A 26,211-nucleotide genomic window follows, 5' to 3' on the forward strand; every position below is an offset into this window, starting at 1 on the left:
CAAAAGAAAAGGACCGGCATCCGGTCCTTCCAGGGTCAGTTTACAGCACTTACTGATATTCGCTCATCGGCACACAGGCGCAGAAAACGTTGCGATCGCCAAAGACATCATCAAGCCGTTTTACCGTTGGCCAGTACTTGTTCGCGCTGCCTGCCGGAAATACCGCCAGCTCACGCGTATAGGGATGCTGCCACTCACCCACGATTTCCATCTGCGTATGCGGTGCGTTGACCAGCGGATTGTCATCAGCAGGCCACTCACCGGCGGCGACGCGATCGATCTCCATGCGGATCGCCAGCATCGCATCGATAAAGCGATCCAGCTCTGCTTTGCCCTCTGATTCAGTCGGCTCTACCATCAGCGTGCCTGCGACCGGGAAAGACATGGTCGGGGCGTGAAAGCCGTAATCGATCAGGCGCTTGGCAATATCCAGTTCGCTGATACCGGTCTGCTCTTTCAGCGGACGAATATCGAGAATACATTCGTGCGCTACGCGGCCGTCGCGTCCGGTGTAGAGGATCGGATAGGCCGATTGCAGACGACGCGCAATGTAGTTGGCATTAAGGATTGCCACTGAGCTTGCCTGTTTCAGTCCTTCTGCGCCCATCATGCGGATATACATCCAGCTGATAGGCAGAATTGAAGCGCTGCCAAACGGGGCGGCCGACACGGCCCCCTGCTGCGTCAGTACGCCATCGATCTGCACCACGCTGTGCCCCGGCACAAACGGAGCCAGATGCGCTTTTACGCCAATCGGTCCCATCCCCGGTCCGCCACCGCCGTGCGGAATGCAGAAGGTTTTGTGCAGATTAAGATGCGAGACGTCAGCACCGATGTAGCCAGGCGTAGTAATGCCCACCTGAGCGTTCATGTTGGCGCCGTCCAGATACACCTGACCACCATACTGATGCACAATCTGGCACACCTCACGGATGGTCTCTTCATAGACGCCGTGAGTGGACGGATAAGTCACCATAATGCAGGAGAGCGCATCGCCTGCCTGAGCCGCTTTTTCACGCAGATCGCCGAGATCGATGTTGCCCTGTTTATCGCAGGCGACCACAACAACCGACATGCCCGCCATCTGCGCCGACGCCGGATTGGTGCCGTGTGCCGAACCCGGGATCAGGCAGAGGTTGCGCCGGCCTTCATTGCGGCTTTCGTGATAGCGGCGGATCGCCAGCAGGCCGGCATATTCCCCCTGCGCCCCGGAGTTAGGCTGCATGCAGAGTGCGTCATAGCCGGTGAGCTGTACCAGCCACTGCGACAGCTGTCCAATCATCTGCAGATAGCCAGTGGCCTGTTCAGCGGGGCAGAATGGATGCAGTTCAGAAAACTCCGGCCAGGTGATCGGGATCATCTCTGCGGCGGCATTCAGCTTCATGGTGCAGGAGCCGAGCGGGATCATTGCCTGATTCAGCGCCAGATCTTTTTTCTCCAGGCTGTGCATATAGCGCATCATTTCGGTTTCGCTGTGATAGCGGTTAAATACCGGATGCGTCAGGTAGTCACTGCGGCGCTGCTGGCCTGCCGGGATGGCAGTACTCTCCGCGGATACGGCTGCATCAAGCGCCTCAATATCCAGGCCATGTGCGTCGCCCAGAAAAATAGCAAACAGCGCCTGTACATCTTCACGGCAGGTCGTCTCATCCAGCGTAATACCCACAGCGTTATGCATATCGCTGCGCAGGTTTACGCCAAAACTCAGCGCACGGTTCAGTACGGCGGCTTTGTCAGCAACCTCAACGGTCAGCGTGTCAAACCAGCTGGCGTGACGCAGCGTCAGCCCGCCTTGCTGCACGCCGGTTGCCAGAATACTGGTCAGGCGGTGAATGCGTGAGGCGATGCGCTGCAGACCCTGCGGACCGTGCCAGACCGCATAGAGACCGGCGATATTGGCCAGCAGGACCTGTGAAGTACAGATATTGGAGTTCGCTTTTTCACGCCGGATATGCTGCTCACGCGTCTGCATCGCCATGCGCAGCGCGGTATTACCCGCCGCATCGCGTGAGACGCCGATAATGCGGCCCGGCATTGAGCGTTTGTGCTCATCGCGGCTGGCAAAAAAGGCCGCGTGCGGCCCGCCATAGCCCATTGGCACGCCAAAGCGCTGTGCAGAACCGAACACAATATCAGCGCCCTGCTTGCCGGGTGCCTCCAGCAGCAGCAGCGCCATGAAATCAGCGGCCACGCTTACCACAACTTTGCGACTGTTCAGCTCTGCGATCAGATCGCGGTAGTCATGTACTTCACCGCCGGTTCCCACCTGCTGCAGCAGTACACCAAACAGATCCTGATGATCGCGCGCTTTGTCTGCCCGATCGATGATCAGATCAAAGCCAAATGTTTCTGCGCGGGTGCGTACGACATCCAGCGTCTGCGGATGAATATCATCGGCGATAAAGAACCGCGTAGCGCTCTTCAGCTTGCTGACGCGTTTTGCCATCGCCATCGCTTCAGCAGCGGCGGTAGCCTCATCCAGCAGAGATGCAGAGGCGATATCCATACCGGTCAGATCCAGCGTCAGCGTCTGGAAGTTCAGAAGCGCCTCCAGGCGCCCCTGCGATACCTCGGGCTGATAAGGCGTATAGGCGGTATACCAGCCAGGATTTTCCAGCATGTTGCGCAGGATCACCGGCGGAGTGATCACCGCACTGTAGCCCATGCCGATCCAGGATTTGTAGCGCTGATTCTGACTGGCAATCGCTTTCAGCTCCGCCAGCGCCTGCTGCTCGGTCGCAGCGTCACCCGTGGCGGGCGGGCCAGGCAGCTGAATATCCGCGGGTACGATGGCGCTAATGAGTTCACTGAGCGAACGGGCACCAATCGCTTCCAGCATGCTGGCCTGCTGTGCGGCGGTGGGACCAATATGGCGCTCAATAAATGCACCGTTATGTTCAAGCTGGCTGAGAGTCTGGGTCATTACAGTCAATCCTGCATCGGGCTGGGTTACACAAAGGACTTACAACAGGCAGATAAAGAAGAGGTGCCGCGCCGCGACACCTTCAGAGACTACCGGTTACTCATCAATACTGGCTTTATAGGCGTCAGCATCAAGCATGCTGTCGAGTTCAGCTTCATCGCTGGCTTTCAGGCGGAACAACCAGCCATCGCCATAAGGCGCGCTGTTCACCAGCTCGGGGGAGTCGGTCAGCGCCTCATTCACCGCCACAATTTCACCACTCAGCGGCGCATAGATATCGGAAGCGGCTTTAACCGATTCTGCCACTGCGCAGTCATCGCCCGCGCTAAACGTAGCGCCAACGTCTGGCAGGTCGACAAACACCATATCACCGAGCAGCTCCTGCGCATGCTCGGTGATCCCCACGGTGTAAGAGCCATCTTCCTCTTTACGCACCCACTCGTGGCTGTCGCGGTATTTCAACGTATTTGGCACATTGCTCATCGCCATTTCTCCTGAAAAATTTACTGAGCGACCGGCTTACCGGCGCGAACAAAAACGGGTTTAGTTACTTTTACCGGCATTTCGCGATTGCGGATCTCCACAATGGCCTGCTCGCCAATACCGGCAGGCACGCGCGCCAGGGCGATGCTGCAGCCCAGCGTCGGCGAGAAGGAACCACTGGTAATCATACCCTGCTGCGGTACACCCTGCTCATCGGTGAAGCGCACCGTCTGGCCTCCGCGCAGTACGCCTTTCTCCGTCATGATCAGGCCTACCAGTTTTTCACTGCCCTGCTCACGCTGCGCTTCCAGCGCTTCACGTCCGATAAAATTGCGGTCGGCCGGCTCCCGGCTGATGGTCCAGCCCATATTCGCGGCCAGCGGCGAAACGCCCTCATCCATCTCCTGGCCATAGAGATTCATACCTGCCTCCAGACGCAGTGTGTCGCGTGCGCCTAAGCCGGCGGGTTTTACACCGGCAGCCAGCAGCTGCTGCCAGAACGCTTCAGCCTGGTCAGCTGGCAGCGCAATTTCATAGCCCGCCTCACCGGTGTAGCCGGTGGTGGCAATGAACAGGTCGCCTGACTGCACGCCATAAAATGGTTTCATGCCGGCAACGGCGGCGCGTTGAGTGTCATCAAACAGCGTCTCAGCTTTCTGCTGCGCATTCGGGCCCTGAACGGCAATCAGCGCCAGATCGCGACGCTCTGTCAGCGCTACGCCAAACGGTGCGGCGTGCTGCGTTATCCAGGCGAGGTCTTTCTCGCGTGTGGCAGAGTTCACTACCAGCCGAAAGAAGTCTTCCTGCATAAAATAGACGATCAGGTCGTCTATCACGCCACCTGAAGCGTTAAGCATGCCGCTGTAGAGCGCCTTGCCAGGCTGCGTCAGTTTTGCAACATCATTTGCCAGCAGATAGCGTAAAAACTCGCGGGTGCGTACACCGTGCAGGTCAACAATGGTCATGTGCGATACATCAAACATGCCGGCGTCGCTGCGCACTGCGTGATGCTCATCAATTTGCGAGCCGTAGTGCAGCGGCATCATCCAGCCATGAAAGTCCACCATGCGTGCACCATCGCGCTGGTGCTGGTTAAACAGAGGCGTTTGCTGAGTCATAACCATCCTGTGAAAACAAATAAGCGGGCTCGTCTGCGCGAGAATACACGGCAACGCAAACGTTCTCTTTTCGCTGACGTTACCACTGAAAAACAGATTTAACCATAAGCAAAACGAGGTCGAAGCCGGACCTCACAGTTGCAGTGCGTCCTGTAGCATGCAGCATAATTCGCTGCCTTTGTGTGATTAACCGCGCAGATTATGCAACGTTCAGGTCATATTTCAGTAAATAAAACACGCAGACGTTGTTGATAAGTGAAAGGGTATAAAAGGGTGATGCATTATGCATGAAAATAACTAATGCGAATAAGGCAGTGAAATTAGAATAAATCAAACGAGGCATCATTATGATGCAAAGCGCTCTGTTTTAGTGCGAACAGGGAGTCAGGGAAGATTTTTTGCCGGGGCGCATTAATGCGCCCCCTACATTTTCCTCTGTAGCCGTAGGGGCGCCATTTATGGCGCCCGGGATAATGCGGGTGCGAAATGTGACGTCTGGAGATGGATTTTAACCGGGGCGCATTAATGCGCCCCCTACAATAGGACGGTGCGAAATGTGACGTCCGCGGATGGATTTGAACCGGGGCGCATTAATGCGCCCCCTACGGCAAAATGGGTGCGAAACAATGATGCCCTGCATTGGGTTTTCGTAGGGGCGCCATTTATGGCGCCCGGGTTAATGCGGGTGCGAAATGTGACGTCCGCGGATGGGTCTAAACCGGGGCGCATTAATGCGCCCCCTGTGGTAAGGCGGATACGAAACGACAGCGCCCTGGTTAGCTAGCGGATCCACTCAGGCAGATCGTTCAGTCCCATCGCCTGCTTCAGCAGACGCGGCTTGACGCCTGGCAGCGTATCGGCCAGCTTCAGCCCGACGTCACGCAGCAGCTTTTTCGCCGGATGGGTGCCGGCAAACAGCTCACGGAATCCCTGCATGCCGGCCAGCATCAGCGCTGCGCTGTGCTTGCGGCTGCGTTCATAGCGGCGCAGCGAGAGGTGCTCGCCGATATCACGGCCCGCCTGATGCAGCCGGCGGATCTCGCCAATCAGCTCGGCCGCATCCATAAAGCCTAAGTTCACGCCCTGCCCGGCCAGCGGATGAATGGTGTGCGCGGCATCGCCGACCAGCGCCAGACGGTGAGCGGCAAAATTGCGCGCATAGCGTGCCGTCAGCGGGAACGTTTTACGTTCGCTCTCAACGCTGCATAATCCCAGGCGCATATCAAAAGCCACTGAGAGCTGCTGATTAAACAGCGCTGCCGGCATCGACTGCAGACGAGCCGCTTCCTGCGGAGCAAGTGACCAGACGATTGAGCACAGATGCGGATCCTGCATTGGCAGAAAAGCGAGAATGCCTTCGCCATGAAACACCTGACGCGCGACGGCATCATGCGGCATATCAGTGCGCACATTGGCGACCAGCGCATGGTGCTCGTAATCCCAGAACGTCAGCGGGATATCCGCTTTTTCACGCAGCCAGGAGCCGGCGCCGTCGGCGGCAATCATCAGCCGGGCGGTCATCATGGTGCCATCTTCCAGCGTGATAAACGCTTCATTATCACCAAACGCGACCTGCTGCAGCCGGGCCGGTGCAAACAGCGTGACGTCTTTGCACTGGCTGGCGCGCTGCCACAGCGCACTGTGAATAACCTCATTCTCGATAATATAACCAAGATGTGACAGCCCCTGCTGCTCATCATCAAAGCTGATGGATCCAAAGCTATCCTGATCCCACACTTCCATACCGTGGTAGGCGCTGGCGCGCAGGGCGAGGATGGATGACCAGACATCCAGCTTCTGCAGCAGCCGTTCACTGGCGGCATTAATAGCGGATACCCGGATCGACGCTGCCGCTGCCGGATCAAACTGCGGTTCCGCCGCTTTTTCCAGTACCGCGACGCGCAACCCGCTTCCCTGCAAACCGCAGGCCACTGCCAGACCGACCATGCCGCCACCGGCAATCACCACATCAAATGTTTGCATTGCTGCCTCTTTATTAACGCTTTACCCAGCCGAGCGTACGCGCGGCCAGCGGATGTTGCAGCCAGGGGAGGTGATCCATCGCCACCAGCCCGATATTTCGTCCTGCAACCAGCGGTGCATAACGGTTAGCGAACAGGCGCACCAGGCCGTCTGTCACGCCAATTGTTGCCGCGCGATCGGCCTGACGCCGGGCGGCAAAATGCTGCAGCACCGCATAACTGCCGGGATCCTGCCGCTGGCGCCAGGCGCCGGCCAGCGTTTCCGCCAGTGACATGACATCGCGCAGACCAAGGTTAAAGCCCTGACCAGCGATTGGATGCAGCGTCTGGGCGGCGTTACCGACCAGTGCCAGCCGGTGCGTGACCTGACGATCGGCTGTTTGCAGCGCCAGCGGATAAATTTCACGCTGCCCGGCATGGGTAAAGCGTCCCAGCCGCCAGCCGAATGCGCGCTGCAGTTCGCGCAGGAAGGTTTCCTCATCCCACGCCCGCACGCCGCCTTCTGTCGCTGCCGGATGGCACCACACCAGCGACATCCGATTGCCGGACATCGGCAGCAGTGCCAGCGGCCCGTGTGGCGTAAATCGCTCAAATGCCTGTCCCTGGTGCGGCAGCTGAGTAGAGACATTAGCAATCACCGCCAGCTGCTGATAGTCGTCGCGCTGCCACTGAATACCGCATGATGCAGCCAGCGATGAGCGCGATCCATCTGCAGCGACCAGCAGCGAACCTTCCAGCGTGTCGCCGCTGTTAAGCGTCACCTGCACACGCGCTTTGTCACGCGTCACCTGCGTCACGTAATCCGGGCAGCGCAATGTTACGCCGGGCGCCTGCCGGAGACGCTCAAACAGGCGCTGTCCGACATCAAACAGCTCTACCACCTGCCCGAGCGCAGCCAGCCGATACGCCTCTGCGCTGAGCTGTACAAAACCGCTGTGACCGCGATCGGAGACGTGAATGCGGGTGATCGGCGTGGCACAGTCCGCCAGCGAACGCCAGAGGTCAATCGCTGCCAGCTGCTGGCAGGTGCCGGCAGCCAGCGCAATCGCCCGGCCATCAAAACCGGGGTGCGCACGACTGCCCGGCTCGCTGCGCTCAATAAGCGTGACCGGCAGCCTGCCCTGCGTAAGATGCGAGATCGCCAGCGCCAGCGTGGCACCGGTCATACCCCCGCCTGCAATCAGAATCGTCATACGCCGCGCGCCGCTGCCATCAGCGCTTCAATCGCGTCCGGATCTTTCACCACGCTATCGGTAAGATTCTCGTGGCCCGTCGCCGTGATCACAATGTCATCCTCGATGCGCACGCCGATGCCGCGATACTGCGGCGGCACGCTGGCATCAGGCGCTATATAGAGGCCAGGCTCGACCGTCAGCACCATGCCGGGCTCCAGCGCCCGGTCACGGCCTGGCGTACCGTAATCACCGACGTCATGCACATCCAGCCCCAGCCAGTGGCCCAGACCGTGCATGAAGAAAGGGCGATGCGCCTGCGCTTCAAACAGCTCATCGATATTGCCGTCAAGAATACCGAGATCAACGAGGCCGGTGATCATGATGCGGACAACTTCATCATTCACATCATGAATACTGACGCCAGGCCGGAACATCGACAGCGCTTTATGCAGCGAGGCCAGCACAATGTCATAGACTTCCCGCTGCGCCGGCGTAAACCTGCCGTTTACCGGAAAGGTGCGGGTAATATCCCCTGCGTAACCGTGAAACTCACAGCCGGCGTCAATCAGCACCAGATCGCCATCGCGCATTGCGCTTTCGTTTTCGGTGTAGTGCAGGATGCAGCCGTTTTCGCCACATCCGACAATGGTGTTATAGGAGGGAAAGCGCGCACCGTGGCGGGAAAACTCATGATGGATCTCCCCTTCAAGCTGATACTCATACATGCCAGGGCGACACTGCTGTATGGCACGGGTATGCGCCAGCGCGCTGATTTTTCCCGCCTGGCGCAGGATCTCAATCTCTTCCGCGCTCTTAAACAGCCGCATCTCATGCACCCAGGGACGCCAGTCAGTCACGCTAGCCGGTGCACTAAGATTCTGCCGGAAACCACGACGCAGCTTGTCCAGCGCGCTAAACAGCAGCTGGTCAGCGTGCTTATATTCGCCCTGTGCGTGGTACACCACGTCGAGGCCGTTCAGCAGCAAGTGCAGCTGTTCGCTAATATCATCCCACGGCAGTGCGCGATCAACACCCAGCTTCGCTGGCGCCGCATCCTGCCCCAGTCGGCGACCAGACCACACTTCGGCAGTGAGATCGCGTATGCGGTTAAACAGCACGCTGTGGTTATGATGTTCATCGCTTTTGATCAGCACCAGCAGCGCCTGTGGCTCGTTAAACCCGGTGAAATACCAGAAGTCGCTGTTTTGCCGGTAGCTATATTCGGTGTCGTTGCTGCGCGTGACTTCAGGTGCTGCAAAAATCAGCGCCGCGCTGCCGGGGGCCATCTGCGCAATCAGCGCCTGACGACGCTGATGGAACTGTTCCAGTGTGATCATAGTTGCACTCCCTGTTGATAACGGGCAGCCAGGCTGCCCGCGATGACGCGCTTAGTGTAGCGTAGGTTTCTGCACTTCCGGTGCGGTTGGCGTATGCGGACGCGTGAAAGTGTCGTGGCACAGCAGCGCTGCGACGCGCACATACTCAATCACCTCTTCCAGCGACTGCTCCAGCTCTTCCTGATCTTCATCTTCTTCGTAGCCGAGCTGAGCAATCGTACGCAGATCGTCAATCGCTTCGCCGGTTTCACCGGTGATTTTATCCAGTTTAGGCTGCGTCACACCCAGGCCAAGCAGGAAATGGTTTACCCAGCCCGCCAGCGCGTCAGCCCGGTCAAAAACGGTAATATCTTCTTCATCCGGCAGCATCAGCTGAAACAGAAAGCCATCCTCTTCCAGCGTACTGGTCAGACTGTCATGCAGAGCCTGCAGCGGCTGTGCCAGGCTCTGTGAGAAGGCCATGCCTTCGTTAGCCAGATCGTGCACCAGCGTCTTCCAGCTGGCGTCCTGATTGCCGCCACACAGGATGCCACACAGCAGTCCATGCATTTCGGCAGGCGTCATGCCCACACCCTGCTGAGAGAGGGCTGCGGCCAGCGCGTTGTAAGTGGGTGTTGCGTTCTGTAAAGACATAAGCTTTGGTCGTCGTTGGCAGAATAAGTTCGTGATATGCTACCACCAGGTGCCTCAGGGTTTCCAGAAAAGGGGTTGTATCTTCTTACCCGCGTCTATATAGTTGCGCACCTTCCGGACCAATGGCGAGCCGGGTGGAGCGAACGAAGTAATCAGTCAGGATGGTGGCATGTCTGCACAACCGGTAGATATACAAATTTTTGGTCGTTCTTTGAGAGTAAATTGTCCGCCTGAACAGCAGGATGCGCTAAATCTTGCCGCAGAGGACCTCAATCAACGGTTGCAAGATTTAAAAGTTCGCACTAGAGTCACAAATACAGAGCAACTGGTGTTCATCGCCGCGTTAAACATCTGCCACGAGCTGGCGCAAGAGAAAGGTAAAACGCGCGACTATGCAGCAAACATGGAACAACGTATCCGCATGCTGCAGCAGACGATTGAACAGGCTTTAGTTGAGCAGGGTCGTATTACCGACCGCCAGGGCCCTAAATTCGAATAATACTTCATGGTTCTCATGCCAGAGCAACGATGAAGTCCTGTTTCTCTGAGATGTTTGCAAGCGGGCCAGTCCCCTGAGCCGATATTTCATACCAACAGAGTGTGACGCTCTGTAGCCTGTGAGCATGCTCGGTTCGTCCGAGAAGCCTGATGGTTGCGACGGCATACTCACCTTGAACCAAGGGTTCAAGGGTTACAGCCTGCGGCGGCATCTCGGAGATCTCTTTTCTGTTTTACCCGGCATCATTACAGGTGGTGTCACAGCGGCAGACGCGACTGCCGCTGCCACCTGAAGTCAGCCCCCCTCCCCCCTCTTTTGCATGATATAGTCAGCGCACGCTAACCCATTTCTGCAGGGAACATTATGTCAGCTACTGATTACACCGAACGTCAGCTGCTGCGTCAGCACATTCGCCATCTGCGCCGGCATCTGACGCCTGAACAGCAGGCTGACGCTGCCGAACGGCTGGCTGAACATGCGGTTAACCTGGCGCCCGTCTCAGCAGCACAACATATTGCGCTGTTTCTCTCCACCGACGGTGAAATCAATACCCGGCCGCTGATTGCCCGCCTCTGGCAGCAAAAAAAAGCGGTTTATTTGCCGGTACTGCATCCGTTTGCGCCAGGGAATCTGCTGTTTTTGCTTTATACCCCTGAAACACAGCTGGTCATGAATAAGCTGCGCATTCCGGAGCCGCCGCTGGATATTACGCAGATGGCGACGCTGGATCGGCTGGATGTCATGCTGGTTCCGCTGGTAGCGTTTGATGAGAGTGGACAACGGCTGGGAATGGGCGGCGGCTTTTATGACCGCACGCTGCAGAACTGGCAGCGCCATGGCTGCCTGCCGATAGGCATTGCTCACGACTGCCAGCGCGTTGAGGCGCTGCCGGCAGCCGCATGGGACATCCCGCTACCGGCCGTGCTCACGCCGGCAAAACTGTGGCAGTGGGATGCGTCGTTCTGACGGGCGCCTGCCCGTCACTTATCAGTAGAGCAGACGGGCGCGCATCGTGCCCGGAATCGCACGCATCAGCTGCAGCGCTTTATCCGCAACATCTTTTTCGGCGTCGATATCAATTACTACGTAGCCGAGCTGAGGCGAGGTCTGCAGGAACTGGGCCGCGATATTAATATTCTGCTCAGCGAAAATCTGGTTAATCGCAGTGAGAATACCCGGACGGTTTTCGTGAATGTGCAGCAGACGACTGGCGCTGGCGCCGTGCATTGGCAGCGACACCTCCGGAAAATTAACCGCAGAGAGCGTTGAGCCGTTATCAGAGTATTTTGCCAGCTTACCCGAGACTTCCAGGCCGATATTCTCCTGCGCTTCCTGCGTGGAACCGCCAATGTGCGGCGTCAGAATAACGTTATCAAACTCGCACAGCGGTGAATTGAACGGATCGCTGTTGGTTGCCGGTTCAGTCGGGAAGACGTCAATGGCTGCACCCGCCAGATGTTTGCTGGAGAGCGCATGACACAGCGCCGGAATATCGATGACGGTGCCGCGAGCAGCGTTGATCAGCAGCGCGCCCGGCTTCATCAGTGCCAGCTCTTCTGTGCTAATCATGTTCTGGGTTGAGGCGGTCTCCGGCACATGCAGGCTGACCACATCACTCATATTGAGCAGATCTGACAGGTGACGAACCTGCGTAGCGTTCCCCAGCGGCAGTTTGTTTTCAATATCGTAAAAGAAAACGTGCATGCCCAGGCCTTCTGCCAGCACGCCAAGCTGCATGCCGATATGCCCATAGCCAATGATGCCCAGCTTTTTGCCGCGCGCTTCATAGGAGCCGGTTGCCACTTTGTTCCAGATACCGCGGTGCGCCTTGGCGTTCGCTTCCGGAATGCCGCGCAGCATCAGCAGCATCTCCCCGATCACCAGCTCAGCTACGGAGCGGGTATTAGAGAAAGGTGCGTTAAATACCGGAATACCGCGCTGCGCAGCGGCGTTAAGATCGACCTGATTGGTGCCGATGCAGAAGCAGCCAACCGCTACCAGCTTCTCTGCTGCGGCGAAAATCTCTTCCGTAAGCTGGGTGCGGGAGCGGATACCGATAAAGTGCGCATCACGGATTGAGGCTTTCAGCGATTCTGCATCCAGCGCCCCTTTGTGAAACTCGATGTTGGTATAGCCTGCCGCGCGAAGATTTTCCAGCGCGCTCTGATGCACGCCCTCCACCAGCAGAAATTTAATTTTGTCTTTATCCAGTGATACCTTTGCCATTTCCCGACCCTATTCAGAATTCAACGTGGAGTGCCATAAGATTACCTTCTGCCAAAATAACAAATTCTGGCAATGCGGCAATACAAACGATTGCGACTGCAGCAGCACGCTCCGGCTTTCGGGCAGCACAAATCCATACAAAATCGCAGGATGCCGGAAGCAGAGAGCAGGAATCGGCTCTCCATGCCCTGTTTGTGACATAAGTCACTAAATTCAGGCCGGTAAAGAAAAGCAGAATTAGCCGGGTAAAAAAACGGCGCGTCAGGCGCGCCGGAGAGATCATTTGAGAATAGTTTTGACGCCATCCGGTGTGCCAATCAGCGCGACATCAGCGCCCCGGGTGGCAAACAGACCCACCGTGACCACGCCCGCCAGCGCATTAATGTTTTTCTCCATGGTGACGGGATCGAGGATCTGCAGGTTGTGCACGTCGAGAATGATGTTGCCATTATCGGTCACCACCTGCTGCCGATACTCTGGCTGGCCGCCAAGCTTCACCAGCTCGCGCGCGACATACGCTCGCGCCATCGGGATCACCTCAACCGGCAGCGGGAAACGACCAAGAATATCAACCTCTTTGGACGCATCCGCGATACAGACAAACTTTTGCGCGACCGCTGCCACAATCTTCTCGCGCGTCAGCGCTGCGCCACCGCCCTTGATCATCTGCATATGCGGGTTGATCTCATCGGCACCATCGACATAGACCGCAATATCATCCACATCGTTAAGATCGAAAACTGGTATGCCCAGCGATTTCAGCTTCAGGGTGGAGGCTTCAGAACTGGAGACCGCCCCCTCAATCTGGTGCTTCATGGTGGCCAGCGCGTCGATAAAATGCGCGGCCGTTGATCCGGTGCCTACGCCAACAATGGTGCCTGGCTGCACATACTGCAGCGCCGCCCACCCTACCGCTTTTTTCAGTTCATCCTGGGTCATGGTATGTTTAAAACCTGTGCGACATCAAAGTGCGCGTAGTATAAAACAACGCGCTGTAAAAGTGCGCGACTCACGCGCCACCGATTTATACCTTTGGAAGCCAGTCCGCAAAAATACAGCTGCCGCACAGTGCGGCCATTTTGTGGCATAGTACTTTCCACCCTGAACGAGAGAGAACCATAATGAAACGCCCGGATTACCGCACGCTTCAGGCGCTGGATGCAGTTATTCGTGAGCGCGGCTTTGAGCGCGCTGCACAGAAGCTTTGTATTACCCAGTCAGCCGTATCGCAGCGTATCAAGCAGCTGGAAAACCTGTTTGGTCAGCCGCTGCTGGTACGCACTGTTCCGCCCCGCCCCACTGAACAGGGGCAGAAGCTGCTGGCGCTGCTGCATCAGGTTGAGTTGCTGGAAGAGGAGTGGCTGGGTGACGATCAAAGCGGGACCACGCCGCTGCTGCTCTCGCTGGCGGTTAACGCCGACAGTCTTGCGACCTGGCTGTTGCCGGCACTGAAAGATGTACTGGCGGACTCCCCGGTACGGCTGAATCTGCAGGTGGAAGATGAAACGCGCACGCAGGAACGGCTGCGTCGTGGCGAAGTGGTAGGCGCCGTAAGTATCCAGCCGCAGCCGCTGCCAAGCTGCCTGGTTGATCAGCTGGGGGCGCTCGACTATCTGTTTTGCGCCTCGCCCGATTTTGCCGCCCGCTACTTCCCTAACGGCGTCACGCGCTCTGCTTTGCTCAAGGCACCGGCGGTGGCGTTTGACCATCTGGATGATATGCATCAGGCGTTTTTGCAGCAGAATTTTGATCTGTCACCGGGCAGCGTACCCTGCCATATCGTCAACTCGTCAGAGGCGTTTGTGCAGCTGGCGCGGCAGGGATCGGTCTGCTGTATGATCCCGCATCTGCAGATTGAGCGCGAACTGGCCCAGGGCGAGCTGGTGGATCTGACACCCGGGCTTTATCAGCGCCGAATGCTCTACTGGCACCGCTTTGCGCCAGAAAGCCGGCTGATGCGCAGCGTCACCGATGCGCTGATTGCCCACGGACATCGGGTATTGCGTCAGGATGAGGTCACAGCCTGAGCATAGCGCAGCGGCAGGCGCCGCTGCGGCAGTCAGCTATCAGGGCGTAGCGGCGTTTGGCTTAATTTCAAACACTACATCGACCTGATCGTCAAAGTGGATACTCTGCTGTTCATACGTCTGCTGCGCAGTGGTATCCGCGGGTGCGGCGGCCGCTTTATACATGCGCGCCATCGGCATTGGCTGATAGTTAGCCACGTGATAGCGAATACTGTAGACCTGACCCAGCTTCGCGTTGAAACCTTCAGCCAGCGCACTGGCCTGCTGCGTAGCGTTAGCAATGGCGGCTTTACGCGCCTGCTCTTTGTAGCTTTCTGCGTTTGCCACGCCCAGTTCAACGGTGCGGATTTCGTTCAGACCTGACTTCAGCGCGCCATCCAGCAGATCGTTCAGCTTATCCAGCTGACGCAGCGTCACTTCCACCTGGCGTACCGCGCGGTAGCCTTTCAGTACCGACTTACCCTCTTTGGTATAGTCATATTCTGGCTGAGTACTCAGATTAGCCGCATCGATATCTTTCTTTTCAATACCGCTCTTTTGCAGGAAATCAAAATATTGCGCCACGCGCGCGTCAGCCTGCTTTTTGGCATCAGCGGCTTCTTTAGAGGCGACGCTGACCATGATTGAGAGCGTCGCCATATCCGGACGCGCATCCACGCTAGCCTGACCGGAAGTGACCACATGCGGTCCTTCAGGAACCTCTCCGGCCTGAACCATGCCCGACAGTGCGCCCGTACTCATTGCGGCGACCAGCGCCAGTGCTTTCAGTTTCACAAACTCCTCCTTGGAAATCGGGTTACCGGCTGCCACTATGGCGAAGCCGCTAACACTTTACTATGCGTGATGCTCTGAGTTTACGCCGACAGAAAAGTTCGTTCGCGCTGCGTTTTAACCTGCTGCCGGCTGCAAACTTATCACTACAGAGTTGCCAAAAAGAGTATTGTACGTTTCGCTTGATAAATACTTTTTGTTTTCAGGAGCTCTGCTCATGGCACCCGATCCATTAAGCCCTGACGCGCCTGCTGCTGGCGTGCGCGTCGGACGTACGCGTTTTCTGATGCTGACGCTGGTATTTGTGAACATCATTATCAACTATATGGATCGCGCTAATCTGGCCGTGGCAGCGCCAGCGCTGAGTGCTGAATTGCAGCTCACTCCACTGCAAATGGGGCTGGTTTTTTCTGCATTTGGCTGGATCTACGCTGCACTGCAGATCCCGGGCGGCTGGCTGATTGATCGGTTCGGTGCGCGTATGGTGTATGGCGTAGCGATGATCGGCTGGTCGCTCATTACCCTGCTGCATGTTTGCGCCAGCAGCGCAGCGGCGCTGGTGGGGCTGCGGCTGGGCGTCGGCGCGCTTGAAGCCCCGGTGATGCCGGCTAACAACCGTATTATTTCCGGCTGGTTTCCGCTACACGAGCGCGCCAGCGCCATTGGCATTTACTCTTCAGCGCAGTTTGCTGGCCTGGCCTGCGTGACGCCGCTGCTGTTTCATATCGAGGCTGCGTTTGGCTGGCGCGGGCTGTTTGCTATCACCGGTCTGACCGGCATTCTGTGGGCAGGGGTCTGGTTTGCGTTCTATCGCGAGCCTGGCGAACATAAACGTGTATCCGCCGCAGAGCGCGCCTGGCTGCTGGAGAACGGTGCGCTGCCCGACAGCGCATCGGCCGGGCGTACACCGCTGCGCCTGAGTGATATGCAGCAGATGCTGCGCAACCGCCAGCTGCTGGGCATCTGTCTGGGCCAGTTTTCGATTTCCGCCACGTTCTGGTTCTTTCTGACGTGGTTTCCGACCTATCTGGTCCGGTACCGGCATATGGATTTCATTAAAAGCGGCTATGTCGCCTCGCTGCCTTATCTGGCGGCGTTTTGCGGTGTACTGCTGGCGGGATTTATCTCCGATTATCTGATGCGGCGCGGCGTTTCAGCGGGCGTGGCGCGCAAGCTGCCGATACTGCTCGGACTGACGATGACGCTGTTTATTCTCGGTGCCAGCTACACGGATAATACCACGCTGATCGTTCTGTTTATGTCGCTGGCCTTTTTCGGCAACGGACTGGCCACCATTACCTGGGTGTTTGTCACCACGCTGGCACCGCGTCATCTGGTCGGGCTGGCAGGCGGCATGTTTAACTTTACCGGTGCGCTCTCCGCAATCGTTGTGCCGGTTGCGATTGGCGCACTGATCGACGGCAGTGATTTTGCTCCGGCGCTGATGTTCATCGCTGCGCTGGCGCTGGTGGGGATCGGCAGCTATCTGTTTATCGTTGGCCGCCCCGAAGAGATTACTGCTCGCCGGTGATCTTCTGCGCCAGCGCTTTCAGCTGCGCCACCCGTTGCGCCAGATGCTCATCATCCTTCTGCCAGATTTTAGCGAACGCCAGCGCCGCGCGATTATGCGTGATCGGCAGCGCCATACCAATCTCACCATCATCACGCTGCCAGATAAGATGATCGCTCTGGCGTTTGCGTGCCAGCAGAGGTGCCATCTGCGTCCACTGCGCCGGGTCAAAACGCGGCTGCAGCTGCACATCAGGCTCTGCGGCCAGCAGCGCCATGCCAATCACCGACTGCCACGCTGGCAGCATGCGAAATCCGGCCAGCGCCTGACTGGTGCGGGTACGTTCACCGGGTTCCGAGTGCCAGATATAGATGACCTGATCCTCCCACAGCACGCCCAGCGCCACCACGATATCGTGCGGTGCATAGAGCTCCAGCTGCGGCAGCGCCTGCGCAAACAGTGAGGACCCCCGAATTGCCTGCGCGGCCAGCGCGTGAACGCCCGGGCCCGGCAGATAGCGACGCTGCTCATCCTGAACGGTGAGGCCGATCGATGCCATGGTCATCAGCAGACGGTTAACGCGCGTGCTGTTCATTCCCATCTGACGCGCCAGCTCACGCCCGCCAATGGCTCTGTCGCTGGAGACCAGGTACTGCAGACAGCGGATGCCGTCAATCAGGCTCTGGTTAGGTTGAGAAGACATGGGTCACCTCCGGGCGCTAAAAACTCAATCTTAACAGCCTCGCCGCGTCAATAATGCCCCCCTGCGCGTTTTACTTTTTAATCCGTCAGCCCCTGCTGCGCCAGCTGGAAAGCGATAAGCCACATAACGCTGCCAACCAGCAGATTAATAATGCGCTGCGCACGCGCGGTGCGCAGTCGTGGCGACAGCCAGGCCGCCAGCAGCGCCAGACCATAAAACCAGATAACGGAGGCGCTGACGGTGCCCAGCGCGAACCAGCGACGGGCATCGGCAGAAGGCAGCTGACTGCCGAGGCTGCCCAGTACGACAAACGTATCCAGATAGACATGCGGATTGAGCCAGGTCACAGCCAGCATCGTGGCAACAATGCGCCAGCGTCCCTGTTTCAGCGCGCTGTCCTGCTCCAGCGCAATACCGCCGCGCCATGCACTGCGTAATGCTCCCCAGCCATACCAGAGCAGAAACGCAACGCCTGCCCAGGTGATCAGCGTCAGCAGCAGCGGTGACTGATGCAGCAGCGCGCTGCCGCCAAATATGCCGCCGCAGATCAAGGCAATGTCGCTCAGGGTACAGAGCGTAGCGGTCATCAGATGATAGTGACGCTTGATGCCCTGATTCATCACAAAAGCGTTTTGCGGGCCCAGTGGCAGGATCAAGGCAGCGCCCAGCGCCAGCCCCTGCAGATAAATTGCTAACATGCTGAATAACCTGGAAAGAGAAGAAGATGGGCGCAGTATATTAGCAGGAGGATATTAGCGGAAATTGAAAGATTTAATCGGCCATTAGTTCGATTAATAAGAAAGGCACCCGCAGGTGCCTTATGCTGATGTTATTTTGTCAGGTTAACCGGCTGCTCCTGCTCTTCGCGCCTGACCTGGTGCAGATGCACATCCATCTGCGGATAAGGGATGCCGATGCCGTTCGCATCCAGCGTACGCTTAAAGTTTTTCATCAGGTCCCAGTAAACGTTCTGCAGGTCACCGCTTTTGCTCCAGCAGCGCACCACAAAGTTCAGTGACGAAGCCGCCAGTTCATTCAGGCCGATCTGGATACCCATATCTTTCAGCACGCGCTCATCCGCTTCCACGACGTCACGCAGCAGAGCGATCACCTGATCGACATCCGCATCGTAGGCCACGCCAATAATAAATTCGTTGCGGCGGATCGGCTCACGGGAGAAGTTAATGATATTGCTGGCGATGATTTTGCCGTTCGGCACCACCACCATTTTACCGTCTGCGCTTTTCAGCGTGGTTGAGAAGATCTGCACATTCTGAACCGTTCCCATCACGCCACCGAGATCAACAAATTCGCCGGTACGGAACGGACGGAAAGTCACCAGCAGTACACCTGCCGCCAGGTTGGACAGCGAGCCCTGCAGCGCCAGACCCACGGCCAGACCGGCCGCACCCAGCACGGCGATCACTGACGCGGTCTGTACGCCAACGCGCCCCAGCGCTGCGATGATAGTAAATGCGATAACGCCATAGCGGACTAAGGCTGAAAGAAAATCGGCCACGGTCGCGTCGATATGGCGTGCCACCAGCAGACGATTCACGCCTTTTGAGACAATACGCGCGATGATCATGCCAACGATAATAATCGCGATTGCTGCCACGATATTGACCGCATAGCTCAGGATCAGCGCCTGGTTACGCACCAGCCAGCCACCTGCACTGTTAATGCCATTTACGACATCTAAATCTTCCATTTGTCAGCCCTGTTGTTGAGTTTCCCGCGGGAAATTACAAAAACGGCCAGATTGACTCCGGCACTCCAGGCTACAAGGTTAAACAAAAACAGGGGGAAGCGCCAAAATTAAGCTGATTTAACATTATATTGGGGAGAAAACATACCGGAATCGATGCAGATCAGAGCAGAGTAACCTGCAGACTGGCGGTAACTGTGCATCAGAATGAGACGGACTGGCGTGTGCGTTTGTCTGGAAGAGAGTGCCGCGGAAACGCATAAAAAAAGGCCCCTGCAGGGGCCTTTTTACTGCAGCGAACTTACAGTACGTCGACTGCGTTCAGCTCTTTAAACGCCTGCTCTAAGCGCACAACCATTGAGGATTGTGCCGCACGCAGCCAGACGCGTGGGTCATAGTATTTCTTGTTCGGGCTGTCCGGGCCGTTCGGGTTGCCCAGCTGCGACTGCAGGTACGCTTCGTTAGATTTGTAATACTGCAGAATACCGTCCCAGGTTGCCCACTGGGTATCGGTATCGATGTTCATTTTGATCACGCCGTAGCTGATAGACTCTTCAATCTCTGCCGCAGAAGAACCGGAACCGCCGTGGAATACGAAATCCAGCGCGTTATGCTCCAGACCATGCTTCTCGCACACATATTTCTGTGAATCGCGCAGAATGGTTGGGGTCAGCTTCACGTTGCCTGGCTTGTACACGCCGTGCACGTTGCCGAAAGAGGCCGCAATAGTGAAACGCGGGCTGATTTTGCTCAGCTCGGTGTAAGCGTAATCCACATCTTCTGGCTGGGTGTAGAGGGCTGAAGCATCCATATGGCTGTTATCCACGCCATCTTCTTCACCCCCGGTACAGCCGAGTTCGATTTCCAGCGTCATATCAATTTTCGCCATACGCGTCAGATATTTGCTGGAGATCTCGATGTTCTCTTCCAGCGACTCTTCAGAGAGGTCGATCATGTGTGAAGAGAACAGTGGCTTACCGGTTTTTTTGAAGTGCTCTTCACCGGCATCCAGCAGACCGTCGATCCACGGCAGCAGTTTTTTCGCACAGTGGTCAGTGTGCAGAATAACCGGCACACCATACTGCTCTGCCATCAGATGCACATGGTGCGCACCGGCGATAGCGCCGAAAATTGCTGCGCCCTGTGGTTTGTCGGTTTTGAAACCTTTACCGGCGATAAATGCAGCACCGCCGTTGGAGAACTGAACGATGACCGGCGCTTTAACTTTGGCAGCCGCTTCCAGTACCGCGTTAATGGAGTCCGTGCCGACGCAGTTAACTGCAGGCAGAGCGAATTTGTGCTCTTTCGCTACCTTGAAGACTTTCTGAACGTCATCACCAGTGACAACGCCGGGTTTTACGAAATCAAAAATTTTAGACATGGTTGTGTCCCGTTTCGTTACCGTTCATTCCCGAAGGGAATGGGATTTATTTGCCCCGGACGGGGCCAGTTTTAAGGCAGCGCCGGAGCGCTGCCCCCAGAATTACTGCTTAGCGCGCTCTTCCAGCATCGCCACTGCAGGCAGTTTTTTGCCTTCCACAAACTCCAGGAACGCCCCGCCGCCGGTTGAGATGTAAGAGATCTTGTCTTCAATACCGAACAGATCGATAGCCGCCAGGGTGTCACCGCCGCCTGCAACAGAGAATGCCTCGCTGTCTGCAATCGCATTAGCCACGATTTCGGTGCCTTTACGGAAGTTCGGGAACTCAAATACGCCTACCGGACCGTTCCACAGAATCGTTTTGGCCTCTTTCAGAATCTTCGCCATGTTCTGTGCGGTTTCATCACCGAAGTCCATAATCTCTTCGTTATCCTGCACTTCTGAAACCTTTTTCACGGTAGAAGGTGCAGTTTCAGAGAATTCCGTGCCCACACGGGAATCGGTCGGAACCGGAATACCGTACTGGTCACGCAGGCCTTTAGCCGCTTCAACGAAGTCCGGCTCGTAGAGTGATTTACCGACGTTGTTGTCGATAGCCACGAAGGTGTTTGCGATGCCGCCGCCAACAATCACGGTATCCGCAATTTTGACCAGCGACTGCAGGACATCAAATTTGGTCGATACTTTTGAACCACCGACGACGGCAACCAGCGGACGCTCCGGATTGCTCATTACTTTACCCAGCGCTTCCAGCTCAGCAGAAAGCAGCGGGCCGGCGCAGGCGACTGGCGCAAATTTGCCTACGCCATGGGTTGAAGCCTGTGCACGGTGGGCGGTACCAAACGCATCCATTACAAAGACGTCGCACAGCGCGGCATATTTCTTCGCCAGCGTCTCGTCATCTTTCTTTTCGCCTTTGTTAAAGCGTACGTTTTCCAGTACTACCAGCTCGCCCGCTCCCACTTCAACGCCGTCAAGATACTCTTTTGCCAGCGTAACCTGGGTACCGTTCAGTTTCTCTTTCAGATAGTTAACAACCGGCAGCAGCGAGAACTCTTCATTGTATTCACCTTCAGTCGGGCGACCGAGGTGAGAGGTAACCATCACTTTTGCGCCCTGTTTCAGTGCCGCTTCAATGGTAGGCAGGGAAGCACGGATACGTGCGTCAGATGTCACTTTTCCTTCTTTCACTGGCACATTGAGATCGGCACGGATCAGAACACGCTTACCAGCAAGGTCCAGATCGGTCATCTTAATTACAGACATGGTGAATCCTCTCGTTGATTCTCGTAAGTTTTGCCAGACGCCATCCGCGTCTTACCTGAAACCGCTTGCGGCCATTGCTAACGTAGTATCGATCATCCGATTAGCAAAGCCCCATTCGTTGTCACACCAGACCAGCGTCTTGATCAGGTGATGACCGCTGACCCGCGTCTGCGTACCATCAACGATGGCACTGTGCGGATCGTGGTTAAAATCTACTGAGACTAACGGTAATTCCGTATAGTCAACTATACCACGAAATGCCCCTGCTGATGCGTTTTGCAGCAGCGCATTGACCTCACACGCCTTTACCGCCGCCCGCACCGAGACGCTCAGATCAATCGCCGTAACGTTGATAGTGGGTACACGCACCGCGATCGCTTCGAAGCGATCGTTGAATTTCGGAAAAATGCGGGTGATGCCGGCCGCCAGCCGCGTATCGACCGGAATGATCGACTGACTCGCTGCACGGGTGCGGCGCAGATCGCTGTGATAGGCGTCGATCACCTGCTGATCGTGCATCGCTGAGTGGATCGTGGTCACTGTACCGGACTCGATCCCAAAGGCATCATCCAGCAGCTTGATCACCGGAATAATGCAGTTGGTGGTACAGGATGCGTTAGACACAATGCGGTCAGTTTGTTTAAGAGCCTGTTCGTTTACGCCGAACACAACGGTTGCGTCCAGATCGTTGCCGCCCGGATGCGAAAACAGAACTTTTCTGGCGCCCGCCTGCAGATGCGCCTCACCGTCGGCGCGGCTGCCGTAAACGCCGGTGCAATCCAGCACAACATCAACGTCCAGCTGCTGCCACGGCAGCGTGCCGATCTCTGCCTGGTGCAGGATGCGAATGGTGTCTTCCCCTACCCACAGCAGATCGCGCTCCTGACGCACGTCGAAGGCGAAGCGACCGTGGCTGGTATCGTACTTCAGCAGATGCGCCATGCCGGCGGCGTCTGCCAGCTCATTAATCGCAACGACCGTGATTTCCGCCCGGCGTCCCGTTTCATATAGCGCACGCAACACATTGCGTCCGATACGACCAAAGCCATTGATAGCAATACGAATGGTCATCGCTTTTCCTGCAACTGCACCTCTGAAATGTGCCAGATACCTTGAGCGTTTCATGCCATTTTGTACAGGGAATTCTTCCGCAGCGCCTGACGTGATGCGCAGGGATTCGGCAGCAACTGAAACGGTTCAGCCAGAATAAAGCATGCGGGGAATAACCGGAATGATTGCGATCAAGGATGGTGATGATTATTGGATCTGCGTCACAAAAATGAGGCGATTAAACAATTACTGCAGGAATAATTGAAACGTTTCAGGCGGCGAAAGAATATGAAATAAAACAGGGTGCGCATCAATGCGCACCCTGTAGCTCACGATATCCGGTTTGTTAAGTCGCCCGTTAAGGCGAACACGGATTACAGAATAGATTTTGCGGTATTTACCACATTCTCAACGGTGAAGCCGAACTCTTTAAACAACAGCTCTGCCGGCGCAGATTCACCAAATGAGGTCATACCGACCACCGCGCCGTGCAGGCCGGTGTATTTGAACCAGTAATCGGCAATACCCGCTTCAATGGCAACGCGCGCACCAACTGCTTTCGGCAGCACCGCTTCACGGTAGGCGGCATCCTGCTTATCGAACGCATCCGTTGATGGCATGGAGACCACGCGCACATTGCGGCCTTCGCTGCTGAGTTTGTCAGCGGCAGCCACCGCCAGCTCAACTTCAGAGCCGGTAGCGATCAGGATCAGTTCCGGGGTGCCGTTGCAATCTTTCAGCACATAGCCACCGCGGACCACGTTTGCCAGCTGCTCAGCGGTACGATCCTGCTGCGCCAGGTTCTGGCGGGAGAAGATCAGCGCTGACGGGCCATCCACGCGCTCAATGGCATATTTCCACGCGACAGCAGACTCAACCTGGTCACAGGGACGCCACAGGCTCATGTTTGGCGTCGTACGCAGGCTGGCCATCTGCTCAACCGGCTGGTGCGTCGGGCCATCTTCACCCAGACCGATGGAGTCGTGGGTGTAAACCATGATCTGGCGGATCTTCATCAGTGCCGCCATACGCGCCGCGTTGCGGGCATATTCAACAAACATCAGGAAGGTCGCGGTATAAGGCAGGAAACCGCCGTGCAGCGCAATGCCGTTGGCAATGGCGGTCATACCGAACTCACGCACGCCATAATGGATGTAGTTACCCGCTGTGTCTTCGTTGATCGGTTTAGAACCGGACCACATCGTCAGGTTGCTGGGTGCCAGATCGGCGGAACCGCCGAGGAACTCCGGCAGCAGCTTGCCAAAGGCTTCAATCGTATTCTGTGACGCTTTACGGCTGGCGATTTTAGCCGGATTCGCCTGCAGCTGCTCAATAAACTGCTGCGACTCTGCCTGCCAGTTAGCAGGCAGCTCATTGTTAACGCGACGTGTAAACTCTTCCGCCAGCGCCGGGAAAGCTGCCGCATAGGCTGCAAACTTCTCATTCCACGCGGACTCTTTCGCCTGGCCTGCCTCTCTGGCATCCCACTGCGCATAGATATCGGCCGGGATCTCAAACGGTGCGTGGCTCCAGCCCAGCTGCTTACGTGTCAGCGCAATTTCATCGTCGCCCAGCGGCGCGCCGTGTGAATCGTGCGTGCCCGCTTTGTTGGGTGAGCCGAAGCCGATAACGGTTTTGCACATCAGCAGTGACGGCTTGTCAGAGACGCGCTTCGCCTCTTCCACAGCCTGTTTGATCGCTTCTGCGTCGTGACCATCCACGCCGCGCACAACATGCCAGCCGTAGGCTTCAAAACGTGCTGCGGTGTCGTCGGAGAACCAGCCATCAACGTGACCATCAATTGAGATACCGTTGTCGTCATAGAACGCGACCAGCTTGCCCAGCTTCAGCGTGCCGGCGATAGAGCAGACTTCGTGCGAAATCCCTTCCATCATGCAGCCGTCGCCCATGAAAACATAGGTATGGTGGTCTACGATATCATGACCCGGGCGGTTGAACTGTGCGGCCAGCGTACGCTCGGCGATCGCAAAGCCCACGGCGTTGGCGATGCCCTGACCCAGCGGGCCGGTGGTGGTTTCCACGCCTGGCGTGTAGCCATATTCCGGGTGACCTGGGGTTTTAGAGTGCAGCTGGCGGAAGTTCTGCAGCTCGCTCATTGGCAGATCGTAGCCGGCAAGGTGCAGCAGGCTGTAGATCAGCATAGAGCCATGCCCGTTCGAGAGCACGAAGCGGTCGCGATCTGCCCACTGCGGGTTAACCGGGTTGTGATTCAGGAAGTCGCGCCACAGCACTTCAGCGATATCCGCCATGCCCATCGGGGCACCCGGGTGTCCCGATTTAGCTTTCTGTACTGCGTCCATACTTAACGCACGAATGGCGTTGGCAAGCTCTTTACGAGAGGGCATGTTCTACTCCAGATCGGATTAAGGCTCCGCCGCGCTTAACGTATTGTAATTAATCAGTTATAAGGCGAAGCGTGAAAGAAGTCGCCCATCAATGTACATGAAAATCGGCACAAAAGTACATGCATCCGCGTGCTAATTATCATGGCTGCGATTGCATTTTAAGCCGCGTCTGCTAGCAACCGCGAAACGGGCGCGCTATAAACATCGGGTTTATACATCTGGCCTGCTTTCAGGTGTGTGTTTTTACGACGAGTGACTTAAAGGATGATGATATGAAAATCCGGGCTACGGTTACGGCAATGGGAGTGGCAGCGCTACTGAGCGGCTGTCAGGGGTTTGATAACAACGCGCTGCTGCAGTCGGGCGCGCAGGCGTACCAGGCCTATTCACTCAGTGATGCGCAGGTAAAACAGCTGAGCGATCAGTCCTGTGCGCAAATGGATAAAGACAATCAGGTGGCAGCCGCAAACAGCAGTTATCAGCAGCGCCTGAATAAGATCGCTGCCGCACTGGGCGACAATATCAACGGCACGCCGGCGAACTACAAGGTGTACGTCACCAAAGACGTCAACGCCTGGGCGATGGCTAACGGCTGCATCCGCGTTTACAGCGGCCTGATGGATATGATGACCGACAATGAAGTAGAAGGCGTACTGGGCCATGAGATGGGGCACGTCGCGCTGGGCCACACGCGTAAAGCGATGCAGGTTGCCTTTGCCACCGAAGCCGCACGCGGTGCCGCCGCATCGGTTGGCGGTATTATTGGTTCGCTGTCGCAGTCGCAGCTGGGCGATATCGGCGAGAAGCTGGTTAACGCGCAGTTCTCGCAGACCCAGGAGTCGCAGGCAGATGACTACTCGTATGATCTGCTGAAAAAGCGCGGTATCAACCCGCTTGGTTTAGCCACCAGTTTTGAGAAGCTGGCGAAGATGGATCAGGGACATCAGAGTTCGATGTTTGACTCCCATCCTGATTCAGAAGCGCGCGCGCAGCATATCCGCGATCGTATCGCCGCAGACGGTAAATAAGCGCCTGATGCAGCCCTCCTCCCGC

General features: G+C 56.7%; 22 protein-coding genes and 1 other RNA gene. 6 read left to right on the forward strand and 17 right to left on the reverse strand.

The genetic code is table 11. The features are described from left to right. Window positions 1-49 precede the first annotated feature (49 nt). The 7 genes from gcvP to SB719_RS06145 all read right to left on the reverse strand — a co-directional run bounded on the left by gcvP (window position 50) and on the right by SB719_RS06145 (window position 9,651). The gene (gcvP, locus tag SB719_RS06115; protein ID WP_314687380.1) at window positions 50-2,923 is read right to left on the reverse strand and encodes an aminomethyl-transferring glycine dehydrogenase; all 2,874 of its coding nucleotides are present in this window, start codon (window positions 2,921-2,923) and stop codon (window positions 50-52) included. Window positions 2,924-3,019: 96 nt separating this feature from the next. Continuing rightward, a complete protein-coding gene (gcvH, locus tag SB719_RS06120; RefSeq protein WP_304235189.1) occupies window positions 3,020-3,406 on the reverse strand; it encodes a glycine cleavage system protein GcvH in 387 nt (128 codons plus the stop codon). 20 nt (window positions 3,407-3,426) lie between these two features. Then, a complete protein-coding gene (gene gcvT, locus SB719_RS06125) occupies window positions 3,427-4,524 on the reverse strand; it encodes a glycine cleavage system aminomethyltransferase GcvT (RefSeq protein ID WP_065648259.1) in 1,098 nt (365 codons plus the stop codon). 780 nt (window positions 4,525-5,304) lie between these two features. Beyond that, on the reverse strand, window positions 5,305-6,507 hold the full coding sequence (ubiI, locus tag SB719_RS06130) for an FAD-dependent 2-octaprenylphenol hydroxylase (protein ID WP_292968562.1): 1,203 nt from the start codon (window positions 6,505-6,507) through the stop codon (window positions 5,305-5,307). A gap of 13 nt (window positions 6,508-6,520) precedes the next feature. Beyond that, window positions 6,521-7,699, reverse strand: coding sequence for a 2-octaprenyl-6-methoxyphenyl hydroxylase (ubiH, locus tag SB719_RS06135; protein ID WP_304235186.1), 1,179 nt, complete (start codon window positions 7,697-7,699; stop codon window positions 6,521-6,523). Beyond that, window positions 7,696-9,018: a Xaa-Pro aminopeptidase gene (gene pepP / locus SB719_RS06140; protein WP_412159041.1), complete on the reverse strand. Its 1,323-nt coding sequence runs from the start codon at window positions 9,016-9,018 to the stop codon at window positions 7,696-7,698. Before pepP ends, ubiH begins: the two co-directional genes overlap by 4 nt. Before the next feature lie 51 nt (window positions 9,019-9,069). Continuing rightward, complete coding sequence (locus SB719_RS06145) at window positions 9,070-9,651, reverse strand: YecA family protein (protein WP_293005931.1); 582 nt, start codon at window positions 9,649-9,651, stop codon at window positions 9,070-9,072. Between the two features lie 169 nt (window positions 9,652-9,820). Between SB719_RS06145 and zapA the strand changes: the two genes are divergently transcribed. The 3 genes from zapA to SB719_RS06160 all read left to right on the forward strand — a co-directional run bounded on the left by zapA (window position 9,821) and on the right by SB719_RS06160 (window position 11,116). After that, window positions 9,821-10,150, forward strand: coding sequence for a cell division protein ZapA (gene zapA, locus SB719_RS06150; RefSeq protein ID WP_034823204.1), 330 nt, complete (start codon window positions 9,821-9,823; stop codon window positions 10,148-10,150). Between the two features lie 39 nt (window positions 10,151-10,189). Then, a non-coding RNA gene (gene ssrS, locus SB719_RS06155) (6S RNA) lies at window positions 10,190-10,373 on the forward strand. Window positions 10,374-10,513: 140 nt separating this feature from the next. Further along, on the forward strand, window positions 10,514-11,116 hold the full coding sequence (locus SB719_RS06160; protein WP_304235180.1) for a 5-formyltetrahydrofolate cyclo-ligase: 603 nt from the start codon (window positions 10,514-10,516) through the stop codon (window positions 11,114-11,116). A gap of 21 nt (window positions 11,117-11,137) precedes the next feature. Here the strand turns inward: SB719_RS06160 and serA are convergent, their stop codons facing one another. Next, window positions 11,138-12,376 (reverse strand): phosphoglycerate dehydrogenase, encoded by a 1,239-nt coding sequence (gene serA / locus SB719_RS06165; protein ID WP_065648254.1) that lies wholly within the window; start codon window positions 12,374-12,376, stop codon window positions 11,138-11,140. 279 nt (window positions 12,377-12,655) lie between these two features. Then, entirely contained in the window at window positions 12,656-13,315 is a 660-nt protein-coding gene (rpiA, locus tag SB719_RS06170) for a ribose-5-phosphate isomerase RpiA (protein ID WP_065648253.1), read from the reverse strand. A gap of 182 nt (window positions 13,316-13,497) precedes the next feature. Here rpiA and SB719_RS06175 point away from each other — a divergent pair, with 182 nt between their 5' ends. Beyond that, entirely contained in the window at window positions 13,498-14,403 is a 906-nt protein-coding gene (locus tag SB719_RS06175; RefSeq protein WP_039380043.1) for a LysR family transcriptional regulator ArgP, read from the forward strand. A 39-nt stretch (window positions 14,404-14,442) separates the two neighbouring features. Here SB719_RS06175 and SB719_RS06180 read toward each other — a convergent pair whose 3' ends face one another. Then, window positions 14,443-15,177 carry an oxidative stress defense protein gene (locus SB719_RS06180; RefSeq protein WP_065648252.1) on the reverse strand — a complete coding sequence of 245 codons (735 nt, stop codon included), beginning with the start codon at window positions 15,175-15,177 and terminating at the stop codon, window positions 14,443-14,445. Between the two features lie 214 nt (window positions 15,178-15,391). Here SB719_RS06180 and SB719_RS06185 point away from each other — a divergent pair, with 214 nt between their 5' ends. Then, a complete protein-coding gene (locus SB719_RS06185) occupies window positions 15,392-16,705 on the forward strand; it encodes an MFS transporter (RefSeq protein WP_292968544.1) in 1,314 nt (437 codons plus the stop codon). On the opposite strand, the gene SB719_RS06190 is transcribed toward SB719_RS06185, so the two are convergent. The 7 genes from SB719_RS06190 to tkt all read right to left on the reverse strand — a co-directional run bounded on the left by SB719_RS06190 (window position 16,689) and on the right by tkt (window position 25,158). Continuing rightward, a complete protein-coding gene (locus SB719_RS06190) occupies window positions 16,689-17,387 on the reverse strand; it encodes an IclR family transcriptional regulator (protein WP_314687367.1) in 699 nt (232 codons plus the stop codon). The genes SB719_RS06185 and SB719_RS06190 overlap by 17 nt on opposite strands. 77 nt (window positions 17,388-17,464) lie before the next feature. Then, window positions 17,465-18,085 carry an arginine exporter ArgO gene (argO, locus tag SB719_RS06195; protein ID WP_304235173.1) on the reverse strand — a complete coding sequence of 207 codons (621 nt, stop codon included), beginning with the start codon at window positions 18,083-18,085 and terminating at the stop codon, window positions 17,465-17,467. Between the two features lie 131 nt (window positions 18,086-18,216). Further along, window positions 18,217-19,098: a small-conductance mechanosensitive channel MscS gene (gene mscS, locus SB719_RS06200; protein WP_065648248.1), complete on the reverse strand. Its 882-nt coding sequence runs from the start codon at window positions 19,096-19,098 to the stop codon at window positions 18,217-18,219. 298 nt (window positions 19,099-19,396) lie between these two features. Then, window positions 19,397-20,476, reverse strand: coding sequence for a class II fructose-bisphosphate aldolase (fbaA, locus tag SB719_RS06205; protein ID WP_065648247.1), 1,080 nt, complete (start codon window positions 20,474-20,476; stop codon window positions 19,397-19,399). 102 nt (window positions 20,477-20,578) lie between these two features. Beyond that, window positions 20,579-21,742, reverse strand: coding sequence for a phosphoglycerate kinase (gene pgk, locus SB719_RS06210; protein ID WP_065648246.1), 1,164 nt, complete (start codon window positions 21,740-21,742; stop codon window positions 20,579-20,581). Window positions 21,743-21,793: 51 nt separating this feature from the next. After that, the gene (gene epd, locus SB719_RS06215) at window positions 21,794-22,813 is read right to left on the reverse strand and encodes an erythrose-4-phosphate dehydrogenase (RefSeq protein WP_039380059.1); all 1,020 of its coding nucleotides are present in this window, start codon (window positions 22,811-22,813) and stop codon (window positions 21,794-21,796) included. 353 nt (window positions 22,814-23,166) lie between these two features. Beyond that, window positions 23,167-25,158 carry a transketolase gene (tkt, locus tag SB719_RS06220; protein ID WP_314687363.1) on the reverse strand — a complete coding sequence of 664 codons (1,992 nt, stop codon included), beginning with the start codon at window positions 25,156-25,158 and terminating at the stop codon, window positions 23,167-23,169. A gap of 272 nt (window positions 25,159-25,430) precedes the next feature. Between tkt and SB719_RS06225 the strand changes: the two genes are divergently transcribed. Next, window positions 25,431-26,186, forward strand: coding sequence for a M48 family metallopeptidase (locus SB719_RS06225; protein ID WP_065648244.1), 756 nt, complete (start codon window positions 25,431-25,433; stop codon window positions 26,184-26,186). The last annotated feature ends 25 nt before the right edge of the window (window positions 26,187-26,211 follow it).

It is taken from the genome of Pantoea sp. SIMBA_079 (assembly GCF_046940275.1).
Lineage (GTDB): Bacteria > Pseudomonadota > Gammaproteobacteria > Enterobacterales > Enterobacteriaceae > Pantoea > Pantoea borealis.